Below are 17,570 nucleotides of genomic sequence, written 5' to 3' on the forward strand. Positions count from 1 at the left end.
TTCCTTTCATGATTGTTTTCGCAAACATCATTTTACAGAAATTTGGCCATGGGCCATTCTTTATTTAATTAGTGTTGCACTTAAAGTGTAAATTCAAGCCAAAAATATATAGAAATAGTGGGTAAAAAGAGATATCAGCCAATTAAATTCCGATTAATCCAATCGCCATTTTGTCGATGAACACGAACAAACCTAGTAACAGCAGTGTTTCTAAAGCAATTAATAACAGTTAGTGGTTACTAATTCGTCTTGGGGAACCTGCTAAGCCTTACTTTTCTTATATACATAAGCGTATAAAAAGAAGGCTCTAACCATGATGAATCCTTAGTTTATACCGGGATTTTTGCTGGTTATTAGTGCCGATGATAACCTCAAAGACGTAAACACATGAACCATGTGAACGTTTAAATAACAAATAAGCGAGGGTTACATCTTATGAGTACAAAATACGAAAAGGAAGCACCTAGTTACACAATGACAACGGTGATGGAAGAAGCTGCGCGGTGCTTACTTTGTCACGATGCGCCATGTTCTAAAGCGTGTCCTGCCGGAACTGATCCAGCACGTTTCATCCGTAGTGTTCGTTTCAGAAATCTGAAGGGTGCTGCCGAAACGATTCGTGAAAATAACGCTATGGGTGCAATTTGTGCTCGCGTTTGTCCGACTGAAAAGTATTGTGAACTTGCTTGTTCGCGAACGGGGATTGACTGCCCAATTGATATTGGTGGCATTCAACGCTTCGTGACTGACTACGAAGAACAAGAAAAAATGGACATTCTTCGCAAAGGCGATTCAAATGGATTGAACATTGCTATCGTCGGCAGTGGCCCTGCTGGGTTACAAACGGCGGCAACGCTGCTTCAAAAAGGTTATGCAGTCGACATTTACGAAAAGAATGAGAAGGCCGGCGGTTACCTTCGTTATGGAATTCCTGAATATCGTTTACCAGATGAAATTGTCGATGTTGAAATCAACCGGATCGTCAATCTGGGCGCAGAAATCAAGTACAACGTCACTATTGGTAAAGATGTCACAATGGCTGATCACGACGCTGTTGTTGTTGCCGTAGGTGCTAGTGAAGCGAAGATGTTACCAATGTTTGAAGGTAATCCATATGTTGAAACTGCTGTTGATTTCTTAGCACGTGTTAAGGAAGCCAAGGGTGACATCGACAACATTCCTGCAAGTGCAGTTGTTGTCGGTGGTGGGGATGTTGCGATGGATGTTGCGACGACTTTAAAGCGGTTGGATGTTAAGAATGTCACTGACCTCGTTTATGAAGAATTTGATGAATTCAAGGCTTCTAAGAAGGAACTTGATGCAACTCAGAAAGCCGGCGTCACCATTGTTGATGGCTACGTTCCAACTGACGTAGATGGCAATACCGTTACCTTTAAACATCGTCATTTAGACAGTGAAATGACCATTAAGACCGACTTGATTATTCTGGCCGTTGGTCAACAAGTTAACACAGACAACCTTGGCGTAGATACCGATCATGGTGAAGTTCAGCATGCCGGTTACAAGACTGATGACGAAAAAGTGTTCTTCACTGGTGATATTGCCCAAGGTGACAAGACCGTCGTTTGGGCCGTTCGTAAAGGTAAAGCAGTTGCCGAAGAAATTGATCAGGCATTATTAGGAGGTAACAAATAATGATTAGCAAAGATCTATCAGTGGAATTTTTGGGGGTTCATTTTGAGAACCCGTTCCTCCTGTCTTCTTCACCTGTCGACAACTGTTACGAGATGTGTGCTAAGGCTTTTGACGAAGGCTGGGGCGGAGTTGTTTTCAAAACAATTGGTCCGAAACACTTTAAAATCAATGAAGTCTCGCCACGGTTTGATGAACTGACAAAAGAAGGAACACCCTTCGTTGGATTCAAAAACATGGAACAAATCGCTGAGCATTCGTTGGAGGAAAACCTTCACGATTTACGTCATTTGAAGGATGACTACCCGAACAAGGTCGTCATTGCATCCATCATGGGGACAAACGAAGAGGACTGGGAAACACTGGCTCAGCTGGTAACTGAAGCTGGAGCGGACATGATCGAAATGAATCTGTCGTGTCCTCAAATGACCTCTCACGAAATGGGTTCCGATGTTGGGACTAACCCTGAACTGGTTAAAAAGTACTGTACAGCGGTTAAACGTGGTTCAAATCTGCCAATGATGGCTAAAATGACACCTAATATTACAGACATGGTTCCTGCTGCCAAGGCCAGCATGGACGGTGGTGCTGACGGGATTGCCACGATTAACACGGTTAAATCTGTGGCCAACATTGATTTGGATCGTAAAGTTGGTTTGCCAATTGTGAATGGTAAGTCTTCAATCTCCGGATTTTCAGGGAAGGCTGTTAAACCAATTGCACTTCGTTTCCTACAACAATTGAGAACGGCCGCTGGTTTGGAACAATTACCAATCTCTGGGATTGGTGGGATTGAAACTTGGCAGGACGCTGCTGAATTCATTCTGATGGGCGCAACAACCTTGCAAGTGACCACTTCGGTTATGCAATATGGCTATCGAATCGTTGAAGATATGAAGAATGGTTTGATGCATTACATGGAAGATCAGCACGTTGAACATCTAAGCGAATTGATCGGTGTTGCCAACAAGAACATTGTCCCTGCTGAGGATTTGGATCGTGATTACAAAGTTTATCCGAAGATTGATTGGGACAAATGTATTGGCTGTGGTCGTTGTTATATCTCTTGTTTTGATGGTGCTCACCAAGCGATTAAATGGGATATTAAGACACGTCGTCCATCCATTGACACTAGCAAATGTGTCGGTTGTCACCTATGTAACTTAGTTTGTCCTGTTGGTGCGATCACAACCGGCGAAGTGGTTATGAAACCAGGCACTAAAGGTAATCCAGAAGATATTCAAATTGAATCTTCACGTTTGACACACCCAGTTCAGTAAATCTGGTAAAATTTAATAGTTTCATTTTACTTCAATCAGTTAATGTTTCGCTGGTTTCCAGAGCGAAAACAGGATGCACGTCCATCAATCGAGGCGGGTAGATTAACTAAAGAAAAAGAAGTTAAATAATTAAAAAATACGATTCTGATTTTGTTCTTTGAGCAAATCAGGATCGTATTTATTTTGGATGGAAGTCATATACAGCTTAGTTCCTGCTACTTTTAGTTGGCATAATTGTTAATTACGTGGCCCACGGTGCTGTATCAATTTTCTTGCGGGACAGGCATATTCGCAACTCTCACAGGGCGGTTTGGTTGCTGACTGCCGCATGGTGTGAACGGCGATGATTACCGCAATGAGGACGATAGCGACGAAAATCAGCACATTGATTAAAACGGCCATAACCTAACCTCCCATAAGAACTGATTCAAACCTTGTCAGAATAACGAGCCAACTTGAAAAATAATTAGCGCCAATCCGTAAGCCAAAACAGTACTTGAAATTAACGAATAGATGGCCCATTTAACGGAACCCGTTTCGGTTTTAATAGCACCGAGCGTCGCAAAACATGGGGCGTAAATCAGAATGAAAACTAACAGACTGTATGCGGATAGCGGCGTAAACAGTGTGCTGAATGTTGTCACTAAGCTGGTTTGCCCACTTAAATGAAATAGGACAATCATACTGGAACTAATGACTTCTTTAGCGAGTACCCCAGTCATCAATGCACTGATTGTTTGCCAATTAGTAATGCCAAGTGGCGCGAAGGCCGGTTGCAACCAACGACCAATAATTGCTAAAAAACTGGCGTCAATGTTAATAACGTATCCATGTGGACCAATGTTAGACAACAACCAAACGAGTATTGTGCCGGCAAAAATAACGGTTCCTGTTTTCTTGACGAAAGCTTTGCCTTTTTCCCAAGCACCGGCAATGACGAGGTCTAATCGAGGACGATGATAATTTGGCAAGGTTACAACAAAGTTGCTCGCGTCTTTTAATTTAAAGACCAGTTGATAAAATTTAGCCATGGCTAACGCAATCACAATACCGAGAAAATATAGGGATAAAACGATTACAGCTTGGTGTTGATTGAAGAAGGCGGTAACAAACAGACTGTAGATTGGCAGTCGAGCGGAACAACTCATAAATGGCGCGATTAAGGTCGTCACGAGACGTTCACGGGGTTGTTCAATCGTTCGCGTGGCTATGATGCCGGTTACGTTGCAACCAAAGCCAATGATCAGTGGGATGAATGCCTGGCCGTTCAAGCCAATGAGCTGCATTAATCGATCAGTGACTAGGGCGGCACGACTCATATAACCTGAATCTTCCAACACTGTAATGCAGGCAAACAGGACAAAAATTTGGGGAATAAATGTCAGCACGCCGCCGACACCAGCAATGATACCGTCAACAATCAGTGATCTTAAAAAGAGTAAGGCACCTACAACAGTTAGCCAATGATTTGCGGCCTCAGAGAGTGGTCCGGACAGGAGCGCGTTTAAATAATCGCTCAATGGTGTTCCAATCCAGTCAAACGAGAGCTTAAACATGAACCAGAAGATCCCGACGAAAATAGGCAATCCTAAGATTGGGTGTGTAACCCAGCAATCAATTTTAGCAGTAACGGTATTTTGAGGATGGTTTTCAGTAAAATTTGTAGCCGCGGCAAGCGTGTCTTCGATGAAAGTAAGTCGCACGTGAAAGATTTGGTCTGCATAATGATGCTCGCGGTACGTTTGGCGCCCCTCTGATAACGTGTCTAAACGATGTTCATCAACATATTTAACCACCGCATCGTTGTCGCTCATGAATTGAATAGTTAACCAACGAGCAAAATTTTGTGAGAGTCGATGCTTTTTAACCAATTGTGTTGTGGCGTCGCGAATATCTGCTGAAATGGCTTTAGGATAATCCAATTCCAGCGGATCAGATGCGGTTACTGTAGTTTGGTCAGACAAACAAGCACGAACCTCATCGACACCACTATTTTGTCGAGCAGCAGTCGCGCGTATGGGGCAACCCAAATGTTGTGACAAAATATCGAGATCATAGTGAACGCCGCTTTGTGAAAGTTCGTCCATCATGTTCAGGACCAATATTAGTGGTTTGCCGAGTTCTAACAACTCGATAGATAACAGAAGATTTCGTTTGAGTTGACACACGTTGGCGATGTTCAAAATAGCGTCAGTCGGGTTGTTTTCCAGCAGATAGTCTACGGTGACGGCTTCATCCTTTGTTATTGGAGTTAGCGAGCAAATACCGGGAAGATCGATAATGTTAATGTTTGATTTTGGAATATTCCCTAATGTCTGGTCAACGGTGACGCCCGCCCAATTGCCAACGTTGGCATATTGGTTGGTCAAACGATTGAAAAATGTCGATTTGCCAGTGTTCGGATTACCTAATAGTGCAACGGTTGTCATGACATTAGCGCCTCGTTAAGGTTTGCAACACAGCGTCACGAACACCGATACGTTGGCCATCGAATTCAATGATTACCGGACCGTGAAACGGATAACGGCGCACGACGGTTAGGACGGTACCTGGTTCGATTCCTAGACGATGAAGTTGCCTAGAGATTCGTTTTTCAAGGTGATCCATGCAATGAACGGTTAATTGTTCATTGACCGAGACCTGTATTTCCATAAGATAACGCCCTTTCTGTGTTGATAATGGTTAAAGATTATCACGAAAGGGTTTTCATAAATATTAGGGAGATGCCTAATATACCGACAGGAATATTCCAGAATATACTTGTTTTAGATATTTAAGATCACGAAATTAATCACAAGAACACAACCGATGGAGGTCAAAGAGAATGTCAACACTCGAAGTTAAGGATTTGCATGTAGAAGTACAAGATGGTGAAAGTGGTGCCGTCAAGGAAATTTTGAAGGGTGTTAATCTCTCCATGAGTACGGGTGAAATTCATGCCATCATGGGACCAAACGGAACGGGGAAGTCGACTTTGTCTGAAACCATCATGGGGCAGTCTGCCTACCACGTGACACAAGGTGATATTTTATTGGATGGCAACAGTATCCTTGATATGCCAGTAGATGAACGTGCCCGTCGAGGTTTGTTCTTGGCAATGCAATATCCAGCTGAAATACCTGGCGTTACCAACGCTGAATTTCTAAGGGCTGCTATTAATTCCCGCCGTCCAAAAGATGACCAAATTTCAGTGATGAGTTTTTTAAAGGAATTAGATAAAAATCTTGACCTCCTTGATATGAATGAAGCAATGACGGAGCGATACTTAAACGAAGGTTTCTCCGGTGGTGAAAAGAAACGGAACGAAATCCTGCAATTATTAATGATCAAACCAGCGTTTGCACTGTTAGATGAAATTGATTCAGGGTTGGATATCGATGCCTTGCAGGTGGTTGCTAAGGGCGTGAACTCCATGCGTGGCGACAATTTTGGTGCCTTAATCATTACGCATTATCAACGTTTGCTAAACTACATTAAACCTGATGTTGTTCACGTAATGATGGGTGGGCGCATTGTCAAAACTGGCGGTGCAGACCTGGCCTTGAAACTTGAAGATGAAGGTTATGCCGGTCTCCGTGATGAGTTTGGCCTAGATGTTGATCTTGTGGATGAAAACTAGGAGGCAGTAATCATGAGTCAAGAAACAATGCCACTGGTTGAAGACACGGTGACGAAGCATGATGAACCAGCATGGATGACAGACAAACGACGCGTAGCAATGGACCAGATGCCAACGTTGAAGATGCCACGGGTTCAGCGATTTGATTACAGGAATTGGCAAATGATGCCGTCTACGGAAATACATTGGCAGTCATCGTCAGCCAGTTTGGCTCAATCCGATTTAGATGCAACTACCGCAAAAGCGGATGATAAGCAAATTAGTATCGTTCAGGTTGGTCAAACAACCACACAAGTTAAGTTGTTGCCAGCAGAGCTCACTAAGCAAGGTGTCCTAGTGATGGATTTATTCGATGCCATGCGCGAATATCCTGAGACGGTTAAACAGCATTTAATGACTAATGTTATTAAAACGAATGAAACAAAGTTGACGAGTTACCATATGGCAATGTTAACAAGTGGCATCTTCATATATGTACCGCGCGGGGTTGTGGTGAACCAACCAATTGAAGCACATATTATCCAGGACAGCACGAAGGCCGACCACCCGTTGATTTCGCACGTTTTAATTGTTGCTGAAGCAGGTAGTGAGTTTGCTTTCACCCAACATTTATCAACGGTTGGTGAGGCGGCAAACATAGCAAATTGTTTTGTTGAAATTGATGCTGCCGAAGACAGTCGGGTTCGTTTTTCTTCCCTAGATGCGTTTGGCCCTAAAACGGTGACTTACTTTGAACGTCGTGGATTGGCTGCCAATCATGCAAATATTGACTGGGCGGTGGGGCTGCTCAACGATGGCAACACCATTGGTAACATTGATACGAATTTATTAGGCGAAGGCGCAGAAACTGACTCGAAAATGATTGCCATAACAGATGGTACGGTGAGGATGGGCATCAATAATGGCGTCACCAATCGCGGCAAACATTCAGTTGGCAATATTCTGCAACGCGGGGTTCTTTTAGGACGATCACAGTTGGTATTTAATGGTATCGGTGACATTATTCACGGTGCTTCAGGGGCTAAGGCCGAGCAAGAAAACCGGCTTTTGATGATGTCAAACGAAGCGCGCGGAAATGCTAATCCAATTCTGCTCATCGATGAAAATGATGTATTGGCGGGTCACGCCGCTAGTGTAGGTCAGGTTGATCAACAGCAACTGTATTACTTGATGAGTCGAGGAATCGACAGACAACAAGCGCAGCGACTGGTCATTCGCGGTTTTCTCGGGGTTGTTCTGAGTGCGATTCCAGCCAAGACTGTTCGGCAGGAACTAATTACGACGATTGAAAGGAAGCTGACTGATGAAAACTGATATAAGTGATCTACGCGGCGACTTTCCAATTCTTGACCAATTAGTTAATGATGAACCATTAACGTACTTAGACAATGCGGCGACGGCCCAGAAGCCTAATCAAGTTGTGGCCGCTTTGACACACTTTTATCAAACAGATAATGCCAACGTACATCGTGGCGTTCATACGCTGGCAGAACGTGCAACAGTCGCATATGAAGATGCTCGTCATAAAGTGACTCACTTTATCAACGCTGCTGAGCCTGCTGAAGTAATTTTCACGAAAGGCGCCACTGACAGTCTTAATTTGATTGCTAGTACTTATGGCGAAGCCAACATTGAGGCTGGCGATGAAATCGTGATTAGCATTATGGAACATCACAGCAACCTCATTCCGTGGCAACAATTGGTTTTGCGCAAACATGCGACGTTAAAGTACATTGAGCTGACGCCAACCGGTGAATTAGACATGGCAGACGCTGACACTAAGATTACGGATAAAACTAAAATTGTTGCAGTGGCTCACGCCAGTAATGTAATGGGAACGGTCAATCCCATTGTTGCGCTGACTAAAATGGCACATCAACATGGGGCCATTATGGTTTGCGACGGCGCTCAAGCGGTGCCACATATGCCTGTTGACGTTCAAGCGCTCGACGTTGATTTTTACGCTTTCTCTGGTCACAAAATGATGGCACCAACCGGAATCGGTGTTTTGTACGGTAAACGGGATTTGTTGGCCGCAATGCCTCCGTATCAGTTTGGCGGTGAGATGATTAATTTTGTTCACAGGTACGAAAGCACCTGGAATGAATTGCCATGGAAGTTTGAAGCTGGCACTCAAAATATCGCTGGTGCAGTGGGATTAGGTGCTGCCATCGATTATTTGGAAAATCTGGGGATGAGCAATGTGCAGGCACATGAGCAGCAATTAGTTAACAGTTTGCTGCCACAGCTGACTGCTGATCATCAGATTGAGGTTTACGGTCCAAATGATCCTGTGAGACATACTGGCGTTATTGCGTTCAATATTAAGGGACTGCATCCTCATGATGTTGCCACAGCACTGGATATGGAAGGCGTTGCCGTCCGCGCTGGTCATCATTGTGCACAGCCACTGATGGAAACGCTCGGTTTAGTGGCAACGGCCCGCGCCAGCCTGTATATCTACAATACCCAAGATGATGTGGATCGCTTAATTCACGCACTGAATGAAACAAAGGAGTTCTTTAGTCATGAGCTTATCAAAGCTGAATAGTTTATATCGGGAAGTCATTTTGGACCACGCCGACCATCCACATCACAAACATGCACTGACCGATGCGACGACAACGATGACTGTGAAAAATCCAACCTGCGGCGATGTTATTAATTTAGATATTGATTTAAATGAAGACGATGTCATTACTAATATTGGTTTTACTGGAGAGGGCTGCACGATTAGCCAATCCTCGGCTAGTATGATGAGCGATGCGGTTCTTGGCAAAACTAAGGATGACGCGCTTAAAATGGCGAAGACGTTTTCTGATATGGTTATGGGCAAACAGCATTATCAAGCAGATTTAGACGAATTGGATGATGCAGCAATTTTATCCAGTATTGTTAGTTTTCCAGCTCGAATTAAGTGTGCAACGTTGTCTTGGTGGGCGTTACAGCGGGCGCTATTGAGCAATCAACAAGAAGAAAGTGACGGTGAGGCGTAATGTCAGAAACGACTGCAGTACCAGTTAAAGATGAAGACTACGAGTTCGGCTTTCATGATGATATTAAGCCGGCCTACTCCACGGGGCGCGGGTTAACTGAGGCAACGGTCCGCGAAATTTCGGCGGCCAAACACGAACCACAGTGGATGCTCGATTACCGTTTGAAGGCGTACAAAATTTATCAATCATTGCCGATGCCAACGTATGGGCCAGATTTGTCGGGATTGGACTTGGCCAACATGCACTACTACCAAAAAATGACGGATAAAAAGTACCGTGATTGGGATGACGTACCGGCAGATTTGAAGAAAACGTTTGACCGACTTGGCGTGCCAGAAGCTGAACGGGATTACTTAGCCGGTTCGTCAGCACAGTATGAGTCTGAAGTGGTCTACCACAACATGCGTGATGACTTTGCCAAGTTAGGTATTATCTTTACGGATACGGACACTGCTCTTCGGGAATATCCAGATGTATTCAAAAAGTGGTTTGGTAAACTGGTTTCACCTTCGGACAATAAGTTTGCAGCGTTGAATGCCGCAGTTTGGTCTGGTGGTTCTTTCATTTACGTGCCTAAGGGCGTGCAAACGAGTACACCAATTCAATCCTATTTCCGGTTGAATTCGGAGAACTCCGGGCAGTTTGAGCGAACCTTAATTATCGTCGAAGAGGGCGCCAAGGTTGATTACGTTGAGGGCTGTACGGCGCCGAACTACTCTTCGGACAGTTTGCATGCGGCAGTGGTTGAGGTGAATGTACAAAAGGACGCCTATTGTCGCTACACAACGATTCAGAACTGGTCGGACAACGTTTACAGTCTTGAGACGAAACGTGCAGCTGCCGCTGAGAATGCCACGATGGAATGGGTTGACGGCAACCTTGGTTCAAAAGTGACAATGAAATATCCGAGTGTGTATCTGAACGGTGAAGGTGCTCGGGGTACCATGCTGTCCATTGCGGTGGCCAGTAATCACATCTTGCAGGATTCTGGCGCCAGAATGATCCACAATGCGAAAAACACCTCTAGTTCAATCGTCTCAAAGTCGATTTCAAAAACAGGTGGCGCGACGAATTATCGAGGAACTGTGCGGTTTGGCAAACATTCAGACGGTTCTCTGGCGCATGTGGAATGCGACACCATCATCATGGACGATCAGTCGAAATCAGATACAATTCCGTACAACGAGATCAATAATGCCAACGTTTCAATGGAACATGAAGCAAAGGTTTCTAAGATCTCTGAGGAGCAATTGTACTATCTGATGAGCCGTGGTATTTCCGAAGAAAAAGCCACCGAAATGATCGTCATGGGGTTCGTTGAGCCCTTTACTAAAGAGTTGCCGATGGAATATGCCGTGGAATTAAACCGTTTGATCAGCTTTGAAATGGAAGGATCGATTGGTTAAATTGCATTGAGTTCAATTATTGAAATGAAAAGATGAGGACAGCGAATGTTAAGAGAAGCAGCGGCATTATCAAAAACGGAAACAGCGGTTATGACGGCACTCGCTGACGTGATCGACCCCGAATTAGGAATCGACATGGTGAATTTAGGTCTCATTTACAACGTGACAGTCGTTGACGGTCATTGTGACATCGCTATGACGCTGACCACTATGGGTTGTCCACTGGGGAACATGTTAGATGATGCCATTACGGAAGCGGCGCTGTCAGTTGACGGTGTTACTGACTGTGATATTCATCTCGTATGGGAGCCAGCATGGAACATGGGGATGATGACCCGTTACGCCAAAGTGGCATTGGGCATTCATGAATAAAAGGGTGTGACGCCCGTCCAAAATGAAGTCCGTATTAAACGATGACAGAAAGGTGCCAAAATGGAGACACAAGTGTTTGTTCAGCGACGCAAAGCCCTTAAAATTTCACAAGTTAAGTTGTGCCAGGGAATTTGCACGCAGGCTACTTTAAGTAAGTTTGAAAGCAATCGCCGTGTGCCGGCCTTGTCGATCCTGAGTAAACTGTGTGTTCGTTTGGGCATGACGGTAGACGACTTATATCAAGGGGAATCGACCGCCGTTGAGTTACAAACAAAGTTAGACGAAATTGAGCGCGAATTGATGGTTGAAAACTATCAGGGGGTACTCAAACGCCTCGCCAAAATTGATGACAAACAGATTGATGCGCTGAATAGTAAGATGCAGTTGTGTTATTTGCGCGGTATTGTAAACGCCTTGATTAATCGACAGCCAGATGACATTCTCTTTGATTTCGCGCGGATTCTAAATGATTTGGATGAAAAACATCAAACAATCTTCACGCAGTTGGCCTTTTTGGGATCGGGCATTATGTATGATCGCCATCAACAGCAAAAGCAGGCATCATTTTACTTTGACAAAGTGTATCAATACATCCGTCTCAATCAACACGAGGCGCTGGGGGATGAAAACCAATACTATCTTCGGGTGTTGACGCTCATTTTCTTTACGGCGGAATTTTATGCCGCCCAGCAAAACTATCGTCGTAGTAATTGGCTGATTGAGGCAGGTTTGAAAATTTGCTGTGACGAACGGGTGACATATTACTTGTCGCGTATTAAGTTTCTGGCCGCACAAAATGCAATTAACTTGCGGCATGATGCCACGGAAATTCAGCAATTGTTAGACGAGACCTTGGCCTTTGCCCGAATTAACCGCAATGAGGTTGTTCAGGTGAAGTTGGCCGCTTTAAAATGCCAATTTAAACAACAATGTAGTAATTAACCGAACAGGCAGCGAAAAAGACGGCGATGACAGGCTCCGATTTGGAGTAGATCATTGCTGTTTTTTGTTTGTGTCGTATCTATTTAGAGAAACGATACATAAACCGTGTCGACTAGGATTACAAGAGCCTTTTAGACTGCGTACAACCCAATAAGAAGTGCAGTTTAATTCTCGGTAAGCGTTTACAAACGGTCTGTATATGTTAAGCTATTTTATATCAATGTGACCGTATAAAGACGGTCGTGCTCAGGGATTATAGTTCATTTCTTGTGAAATAGTGAACTATTCTAATCAAAAGGTTTAGATGTTATCGGAGTTCAGCCCTCTCCTCTTGAGCGATTTTAGTTAGTGTGCGAAACAGCATGGTAACAGTCGTTTAGTGTGTGTTTGAAGGGGGTTATTTTGTGTTTGATAAAGATCAATCGATTCATAATTACTTTGAACAGGCACCTGAGGCAATTTTGATCTTTCAAGACGACGAATTAGTTGCCAGTAATGCCTTGGCACAGACTTTGGAAAATAAGTTAAACTTTTCGCCTCAGTACTTGATTGAAATTGTTCAAGCAACGTTAAGTCGTCATCATGATCGCGACCGCTGTCAACACTGCCGCGTGATAGATTCAATGACTGACTTTTCAATGCCTGTATTGTCTCAGTGCACCGACAGCCAACTCACAAATTATGCCATGACTTACACGGTGCTTGATGCGGCGTCTAACACGTTTGCGTTGACACTTAAAAGCTGTGGCGCCATTGATCGTGTGAATATGCTAGCTGACCGACGCAAACAGAGTTGCGCGATCAATGCCGCTCAGGAACAAGCGCGCAAAACGATTTCTGCAGATCTTCACGACAGCATTGCACAAGGTGTCTATGCTGCAATAATGGGCGTGCGTAAACTGAACGAATCTTGCTGCTGTGAAGGTGCTAATGTGATGCGCAAACGGACAGGAATCATTGAAGCGCAATTACGTGACACATTGCATGAAGTAAAGGATATGGCAATCAATGTTCGGCCATCGGTATTGGATGCCTTTGGGCTAGTTGAAGCGTTTAAAACACTGGCGGAACGAATTGAAACAGCGACTGGTGTTACGATTACCGTGGCCGGCAATGCAACTGGCGATAACTTAACCCCAGCGGTTCAAAATACGTTGTATCGAATTGCCCAAGAAGCCATCAATAATGTGTTGAAACACGCTGAGGCGACCGAAGTTCTCCTTTTGTTTGTGGAACATCAACATTATGTATCACTGCAAATTGTTGATAATGGTGTCGGTTTTGAAGTGGCCGACCACCAAGCATTTAACGGTCATTCATTAGGTTTACATGATATGGCAGATCGAATTAAAGCGTTAAACGGTGTTTTTGAAATTGACTCAAAACTTGACATTGGTACCACAATTACCGTCAAGTTTCCGATTAAAGTGATGGAAGGAAGTCTTCCGGATGCTTAGTGTATTAGTAGCAGACGATCATGCGGTTGTTCGCTCTGGTCTGACTTATTTAATCAATAAACAGCCTGGGTTAAGGGTGGTTGACGAGGCCGCGACTGGAACTGAAGCATCTTTGCGTGTAGAAGAAGGTGGCATTGACATATTGGTCATGGATCTCAGCATGCCGCCCGGTGAAAATGGCTTGGTGACAACGAAACGTTTGCATGACGCGTTTTCCAAGACTAAAATTTTGATTTTATCGATGCACGATGAACGAACTTATATTAATCAGGCCATCAAAAATGGTGCGATGGGATACGTGCTTAAAAGCTCACCCGACACAGAGGTTATTCACGGATTGACAGTTATTGCGAGCGGGAAGAAATACCTCGATAGTAATATCAAAATGACGGCATCAGATATCGATAAGATCAACCCGGATACCACTGATGTAGAACTTGGTAGCTATCAAGCATTGTCAAAACGTGAACGAGAGGTTCTACCGCTGATAGCACTCGGCTATTCGAATAAGGAAATTGCTAACAAACTGTTCATTTCGACAAAAACTGTCGAGGCACACAAGGCAAATATTATGCGCAAACTGGATATCCATGTTCATGTCGACTTGGTACGTTATGCTATTAAGCATCATTTGATTGAATTCTAAATGATGAGATTGATTGACGGAATCACACTAGTAATTGAAAAGTTTAAAAATGTTACACGTGGAACCGAAATACAGTTTAGTCATCTAAAAAGGCTTGAAGAATCGCAGACCTAATTTGGTCGAGTTCTCAAGCCTTTTTTAAGCATTGTTATGACGTGTGATTCGTTCCTCACGTCTGCGTTGACGCCGCTGCTCACGTTCTACGTGCCGGTTTTCATTTAGTGTTACAGTGTTAGCCATTGCTTCTGGATATTGTCTTTTAGCGCGTATCCAAACTAATCCGCGTTGAACCAATAATGTGATGCCAAGATACAACAAGATGGTTGCATTACTGCCGTGCCAAGACAGGCTGGCTAAAGAATGGATGAATAAACCAACTATCCATAAGACAATTGTTTCCCAGTTACCTTGTCTCATGACTGTGCCAGTTTTATCAATCCACAGGCGGTAAGAAAGTGTTCGCAGATAACCAAATAAGACAGCACTGATTAATGATCCTAAGACGAACAGTCCTGCATCTGCTGTAACGATCAAATAGTTATGCGTAATGGCATCGGAAACTGATGCAGCGCCAAACAAAATCAAGAAAAGATAAAACGTTAGATTGAGCTGAATTCGATGAGGTGATAATTGACGTTTGAGTACGGCATATAGTACAAAAAGTGCCAAGACGATATTAGTGAAATCGATGTTTTACATGTTAGGCTCCGATTGGTTTGGTTTAGATGGGAGAATTATGGTGATTACAGATTTCAATCATGTAATTTTGCGTTAAAGGCGCGGACTTCGTGACGGGCCGTAGTCATGGAAGTCAACCAAATGATGAAGTAAACGATGACAAAAATGACGGTGAAAAACGAAAGCCAGAAGAAGTTTAAAGGGAACCAACCACAAAGAATGGCCAGCGGGGTGAAACCAACATAGATAATTAGAAAGTGGACTATTGTTTGTTTAGTAATGCTCCATCGGTCTACTTCAAACGCCAAGCTAGAAATTGCAAATACACATCCGATCAAGGCCCAGAGTAATGCAGATACAGCGGTGGCTGAGGTAGACGAGGAGAAATGGGACATGAAAGTTGGCGCGGAAGGCGCGTAGTCTTTGCTCTGATAAATAAATGCAAAGGCTAGGCTGATTAGGAAACCAGTTGTAATACCAATGGTTATTCCTCTAAGAAGATAGTTGATTAATTTTTTCATGAGAGTAGCTCCTTTCTGATTTCACGCGTGTATCTTCGTGAAGTGTACGTTTGTTGACCGTCGCGTAAAATAATTTGGTACATTCCGGTCGGTGTTAGAGCAAATTCCTTGATCCAGGCTATGCGAATGATTTCACTACTTGAAGTACGAATAAATAAATTATGGGGCAGCGTACTAGCGAGCTCATAAATACGTTGATGTAGTTCGTACTCGCCATCAGGCGTCTGGCAAATAACACGTTTGCCGCTTGTTTGAATGCGGTTAATCTCTAAAACGGAGATCACTTTACGTTTGGTGTCGCGGTAGCCAGTTAGATTTAGCGAATTAGATAATTGTTGAATCTCATCACTTAATTGGACAAGCTGTGGCGTTTTCTCAGCGGCGTGAATGGTGATGAATGGTTCCAAAATTGTTGAAATGATTTCAAAATTTATTTTCACCGTAAGCACTCCCTTCTGTTGAATTAACCATACGCAGAAATTGCGTCACTGTCATGTCTTTACTGACAAACGGTCAGTTTGACAGGATAAATGGTCATTAATTTTATGTTAACCGTTTGGATTTTCAAGCAAAATCAAAGAAAGATTAGCAGCATGTCTGTTAGACTGGACAACAGGAAGGGTGAATAGAATGACTCCACAAAAATTGTTGCGGCACGTTAATCGCATCACCGATTCGGGAAAGAAAAAGCTACTTGTTGTGATTAATCCATTGCGCGTGTATGAGTTTGGTTTAAGCACACAACCATATGTTGAGGACAACATCGAGTGGTTCACTGGGGTATGCGGCGCGTTGTTAAAGTTTTATCAGATCATGATATTCCGTCAGATTTTTTGGAACAGCGTGATGGTAAAATCGACGAACCGCATCAAGTCTACAGTTATCAACTGGATGAAATTAAGCGACGCCAGATGAAGTAAATCAGAAACTGTAGTGCGCGCATGTTTTTAGAAAATCGATAAATGTAAAACGCAGAATTCCGATTTATTTCAAAATCAGAATTCCGCGTTTTCTTTTTAGCGACTTGTTGTAAATTAAAAAAGTGTAGTAATTTCAATAGTCAAGGAGGACCTAAGCTGGTACGCCTTAACTGAAGGAAGTGCGTTAAGATGCAAGTGATATTTGACAAGGCGGGTTGCAAGTCTTTTTTCAAGAAGTTCAGAAGCCAGCAGCATCAGATGCAAACAGAAATTTTAGAAGCTGTTGATGAACAGATCAACAGCGGTATGAGCAAAACAAAAATTGCCGCTCATGAGCGAATTAACGGGCGTTCCATTCATGAGTTTCGTTTAAATTTGGGCACGATTGGTTCGGCCCGGGTGGCCTTTTATGTTAACAACCAATTAGCAACGGTGCTATTCGTATCGACCGACTTACAAAAACGAACATTCACTGACGAATTGGAACGATTTTTGAAGGAGCGAGGATGATGCGTTTAATTCCAGTTAAACAGGCTGAAAACATCCTGAAACAAGTGTGCAAACCTGGTAAAAGTGTCGCAATTGTGTTGTTAACGCGTAAAAAAGATCGCTCATTAAAGATTGAACGGTCGGAACACATACTGACTGTGACCGAGCAGGGATACCGAAATGAAACGAAACGCGTCTCACTTGATAATCATGAAGGTAAGGTGATATTGCGACAGGCTTTTAAACGTGAGTTCCCTAGAAGTCATGAGGTGTATATCAGTCGTCAGTAACGGGATTTTTTGTCTGGTAATAGACGTAAACAACACTGGGATAGGCGCAATAACATTCGCTATGCAACTATAGTCATCGGCTGCATAGCGAATGTTGCAATTCTGAAACTATTACATTGATTGAATTTTGAAAACAATAAATGATTGCAAACGAATCCTCAACAACTCGGTTTTTGGCCGAGATGCTGAGGATTTTTTTCGAAATCGGAAAATGAATTATTTATATTTAACGTAAAAAGGATATACTAGCATAGCATATATAAAGTGCATTTTATTCTGTTATAAAATGCGAATGTAGTGC

General features: G+C 43.4%; 19 protein-coding genes. 14 read left to right on the forward strand and 5 right to left on the reverse strand.

Annotated features, from left to right (window positions below; genetic code table 11):
- Window positions 1-435 precede the first annotated feature (435 nt).
- Window positions 436-1,656 carry an FAD-dependent oxidoreductase gene (locus GB992_RS08490; RefSeq protein WP_161002044.1) on the forward strand — a complete coding sequence of 407 codons (1,221 nt, stop codon included), beginning with the start codon at window positions 436-438 and terminating at the stop codon, window positions 1,654-1,656.
- Window positions 1,656-2,933 (forward strand): NAD-dependent dihydropyrimidine dehydrogenase subunit PreA, encoded by a 1,278-nt coding sequence (gene preA, locus GB992_RS08495; protein WP_161002045.1) that lies wholly within the window; start codon window positions 1,656-1,658, stop codon window positions 2,931-2,933. Before GB992_RS08490 ends, preA begins: the two co-directional genes overlap by 1 nt.
- Window positions 2,934-3,370: 437 nt before the next feature.
- On the opposite strand, the gene feoB is transcribed toward preA, so the two are convergent.
- A complete protein-coding gene (gene feoB, locus GB992_RS08500; RefSeq protein WP_161002046.1) occupies window positions 3,371-5,362 on the reverse strand; it encodes a ferrous iron transport protein B in 1,992 nt (663 codons plus the stop codon).
- Window positions 5,363-5,366: 4 nt separating this feature from the next.
- The gene (locus GB992_RS08505; protein ID WP_161002047.1) at window positions 5,367-5,585 is read right to left on the reverse strand and encodes a FeoA family protein; all 219 of its coding nucleotides are present in this window, start codon (window positions 5,583-5,585) and stop codon (window positions 5,367-5,369) included.
- 172 nt (window positions 5,586-5,757) lie between these two features.
- On the opposite strand from GB992_RS08505, the gene sufC reads away from it, so the two are divergent.
- From sufC to GB992_RS08550, 9 genes are all read left to right on the forward strand, one after another.
- The gene (sufC, locus tag GB992_RS08510) at window positions 5,758-6,552 is read left to right on the forward strand and encodes a Fe-S cluster assembly ATPase SufC (protein WP_161002048.1); all 795 of its coding nucleotides are present in this window, start codon (window positions 5,758-5,760) and stop codon (window positions 6,550-6,552) included.
- 12 nt (window positions 6,553-6,564) lie between these two features.
- Window positions 6,565-7,866, forward strand: coding sequence for a Fe-S cluster assembly protein SufD (sufD, locus tag GB992_RS08515; RefSeq protein WP_161002049.1), 1,302 nt, complete (start codon window positions 6,565-6,567; stop codon window positions 7,864-7,866).
- Complete coding sequence (locus tag GB992_RS08520; RefSeq protein ID WP_161002050.1) at window positions 7,856-9,103, forward strand: cysteine desulfurase; 1,248 nt, start codon at window positions 7,856-7,858, stop codon at window positions 9,101-9,103. Before sufD ends, GB992_RS08520 begins: the two co-directional genes overlap by 11 nt.
- Window positions 9,081-9,548 carry a Fe-S cluster assembly sulfur transfer protein SufU gene (sufU, locus tag GB992_RS08525; RefSeq protein WP_161002051.1) on the forward strand — a complete coding sequence of 156 codons (468 nt, stop codon included), beginning with the start codon at window positions 9,081-9,083 and terminating at the stop codon, window positions 9,546-9,548. The genes GB992_RS08520 and sufU overlap by 23 nt, the downstream gene beginning before the upstream one ends.
- Window positions 9,548-10,954 (forward strand): Fe-S cluster assembly protein SufB, encoded by a 1,407-nt coding sequence (gene sufB / locus GB992_RS08530; RefSeq protein ID WP_161002052.1) that lies wholly within the window; start codon window positions 9,548-9,550, stop codon window positions 10,952-10,954. Before sufU ends, sufB begins: the two co-directional genes overlap by 1 nt.
- A 45-nt stretch (window positions 10,955-10,999) precedes the next feature.
- Window positions 11,000-11,326: a metal-sulfur cluster assembly factor gene (locus GB992_RS08535; protein ID WP_161002053.1), complete on the forward strand. Its 327-nt coding sequence runs from the start codon at window positions 11,000-11,002 to the stop codon at window positions 11,324-11,326.
- A 60-nt stretch (window positions 11,327-11,386) separates the two neighbouring features.
- A complete protein-coding gene (locus tag GB992_RS08540; protein ID WP_161002054.1) occupies window positions 11,387-12,268 on the forward strand; it encodes a helix-turn-helix domain-containing protein in 882 nt (293 codons plus the stop codon).
- Between the two features lie 404 nt (window positions 12,269-12,672).
- Window positions 12,673-13,725 carry an ATP-binding protein gene (locus GB992_RS08545; protein WP_161002055.1) on the forward strand — a complete coding sequence of 351 codons (1,053 nt, stop codon included), beginning with the start codon at window positions 12,673-12,675 and terminating at the stop codon, window positions 13,723-13,725.
- Window positions 13,718-14,371: a response regulator gene (locus GB992_RS08550; RefSeq protein WP_161002056.1), complete on the forward strand. Its 654-nt coding sequence runs from the start codon at window positions 13,718-13,720 to the stop codon at window positions 14,369-14,371. Before GB992_RS08545 ends, GB992_RS08550 begins: the two co-directional genes overlap by 8 nt.
- A gap of 138 nt (window positions 14,372-14,509) precedes the next feature.
- Here the strand turns inward: GB992_RS08550 and GB992_RS08555 are convergent, their stop codons facing one another.
- The 3 genes from GB992_RS08555 to GB992_RS08565 form a co-directional block, all read right to left on the reverse strand.
- Window positions 14,510-15,040 (reverse strand): hypothetical protein, encoded by a 531-nt coding sequence (locus GB992_RS08555; RefSeq protein WP_161002057.1) that lies wholly within the window; start codon window positions 15,038-15,040, stop codon window positions 14,510-14,512.
- Window positions 15,041-15,123: 83 nt separating this feature from the next.
- Window positions 15,124-15,570: a DUF3021 domain-containing protein gene (locus GB992_RS08560; protein WP_161002058.1), complete on the reverse strand. Its 447-nt coding sequence runs from the start codon at window positions 15,568-15,570 to the stop codon at window positions 15,124-15,126.
- Window positions 15,567-16,010 (reverse strand): LytTR family DNA-binding domain-containing protein, encoded by a 444-nt coding sequence (locus tag GB992_RS08565; protein ID WP_161002059.1) that lies wholly within the window; start codon window positions 16,008-16,010, stop codon window positions 15,567-15,569. Before GB992_RS08565 ends, GB992_RS08560 begins: the two co-directional genes overlap by 4 nt.
- A gap of 327 nt (window positions 16,011-16,337) precedes the next feature.
- Between GB992_RS08565 and GB992_RS08570 the strand changes: the two genes are divergently transcribed.
- The 3 genes from GB992_RS08570 to GB992_RS08580 all read left to right on the forward strand — a co-directional run bounded on the left by GB992_RS08570 (window position 16,338) and on the right by GB992_RS08580 (window position 17,269).
- Complete coding sequence (locus GB992_RS08570) at window positions 16,338-16,490, forward strand: hypothetical protein (protein WP_161002060.1); 153 nt, start codon at window positions 16,338-16,340, stop codon at window positions 16,488-16,490.
- A 258-nt stretch (window positions 16,491-16,748) separates the two neighbouring features.
- The gene (locus GB992_RS08575; protein WP_161002061.1) at window positions 16,749-17,000 is read left to right on the forward strand and encodes a hypothetical protein; all 252 of its coding nucleotides are present in this window, start codon (window positions 16,749-16,751) and stop codon (window positions 16,998-17,000) included.
- Entirely contained in the window at window positions 16,997-17,269 is a 273-nt protein-coding gene (locus GB992_RS08580) for a hypothetical protein (RefSeq protein WP_238331084.1), read from the forward strand. Before GB992_RS08575 ends, GB992_RS08580 begins: the two co-directional genes overlap by 4 nt.
- Window positions 17,270-17,570 lie beyond the last annotated feature (301 nt).

Source organism: Furfurilactobacillus milii (genome assembly GCF_009863985.1).
GTDB lineage: Bacteria > Bacillota > Bacilli > Lactobacillales > Lactobacillaceae > Furfurilactobacillus > Furfurilactobacillus milii_A.

Excerpts from the sequence above, each read along its gene's own strand:
- GB992_RS08560 (WP_161002058.1), bottom strand. The coding sequence starts at position 15,570 with ATGAAAAAATTAATCAACTATCTTCTTAGAGGAATAACCATTGGTATT.
- sufC (WP_161002048.1), top strand. The coding sequence starts at position 5,758 with ATGTCAACACTCGAAGTTAAGGATTTGCATGTAGAAGTACAAGATGGT.
- GB992_RS08580 (WP_238331084.1), top strand. The coding sequence starts at position 16,997 with ATGATGCGTTTAATTCCAGTTAAACAGGCTGAAAACATCCTGAAACAA.
- sufU (WP_161002051.1), top strand. The coding sequence starts at position 9,081 with ATGAGCTTATCAAAGCTGAATAGTTTATATCGGGAAGTCATTTTGGAC.
- GB992_RS08540 (WP_161002054.1), top strand. The coding sequence starts at position 11,387 with ATGGAGACACAAGTGTTTGTTCAGCGACGCAAAGCCCTTAAAATTTCA.
- feoB (WP_161002046.1), bottom strand. The coding sequence starts at position 5,362 with ATGACAACCGTTGCACTATTAGGTAATCCGAACACTGGCAAATCGACA.
- GB992_RS08490 (WP_161002044.1), top strand. The coding sequence starts at position 436 with ATGAGTACAAAATACGAAAAGGAAGCACCTAGTTACACAATGACAACG.
- GB992_RS08575 (WP_161002061.1), top strand. The coding sequence starts at position 16,749 with ATGCAAACAGAAATTTTAGAAGCTGTTGATGAACAGATCAACAGCGGT.
- GB992_RS08535 (WP_161002053.1), top strand. The coding sequence starts at position 11,000 with ATGTTAAGAGAAGCAGCGGCATTATCAAAAACGGAAACAGCGGTTATG.
- preA (WP_161002045.1), top strand. The coding sequence starts at position 1,656 with ATGATTAGCAAAGATCTATCAGTGGAATTTTTGGGGGTTCATTTTGAG.
- GB992_RS08520 (WP_161002050.1), top strand. The coding sequence starts at position 7,856 with ATGAAAACTGATATAAGTGATCTACGCGGCGACTTTCCAATTCTTGAC.
- GB992_RS08550 (WP_161002056.1), top strand. The coding sequence starts at position 13,718 with ATGCTTAGTGTATTAGTAGCAGACGATCATGCGGTTGTTCGCTCTGGT.
- sufB (WP_161002052.1), top strand. The coding sequence starts at position 9,548 with ATGTCAGAAACGACTGCAGTACCAGTTAAAGATGAAGACTACGAGTTC.
- GB992_RS08505 (WP_161002047.1), bottom strand. The coding sequence starts at position 5,585 with ATGGAAATACAGGTCTCGGTCAATGAACAATTAACCGTTCATTGCATG.
- sufD (WP_161002049.1), top strand. The coding sequence starts at position 6,565 with ATGAGTCAAGAAACAATGCCACTGGTTGAAGACACGGTGACGAAGCAT.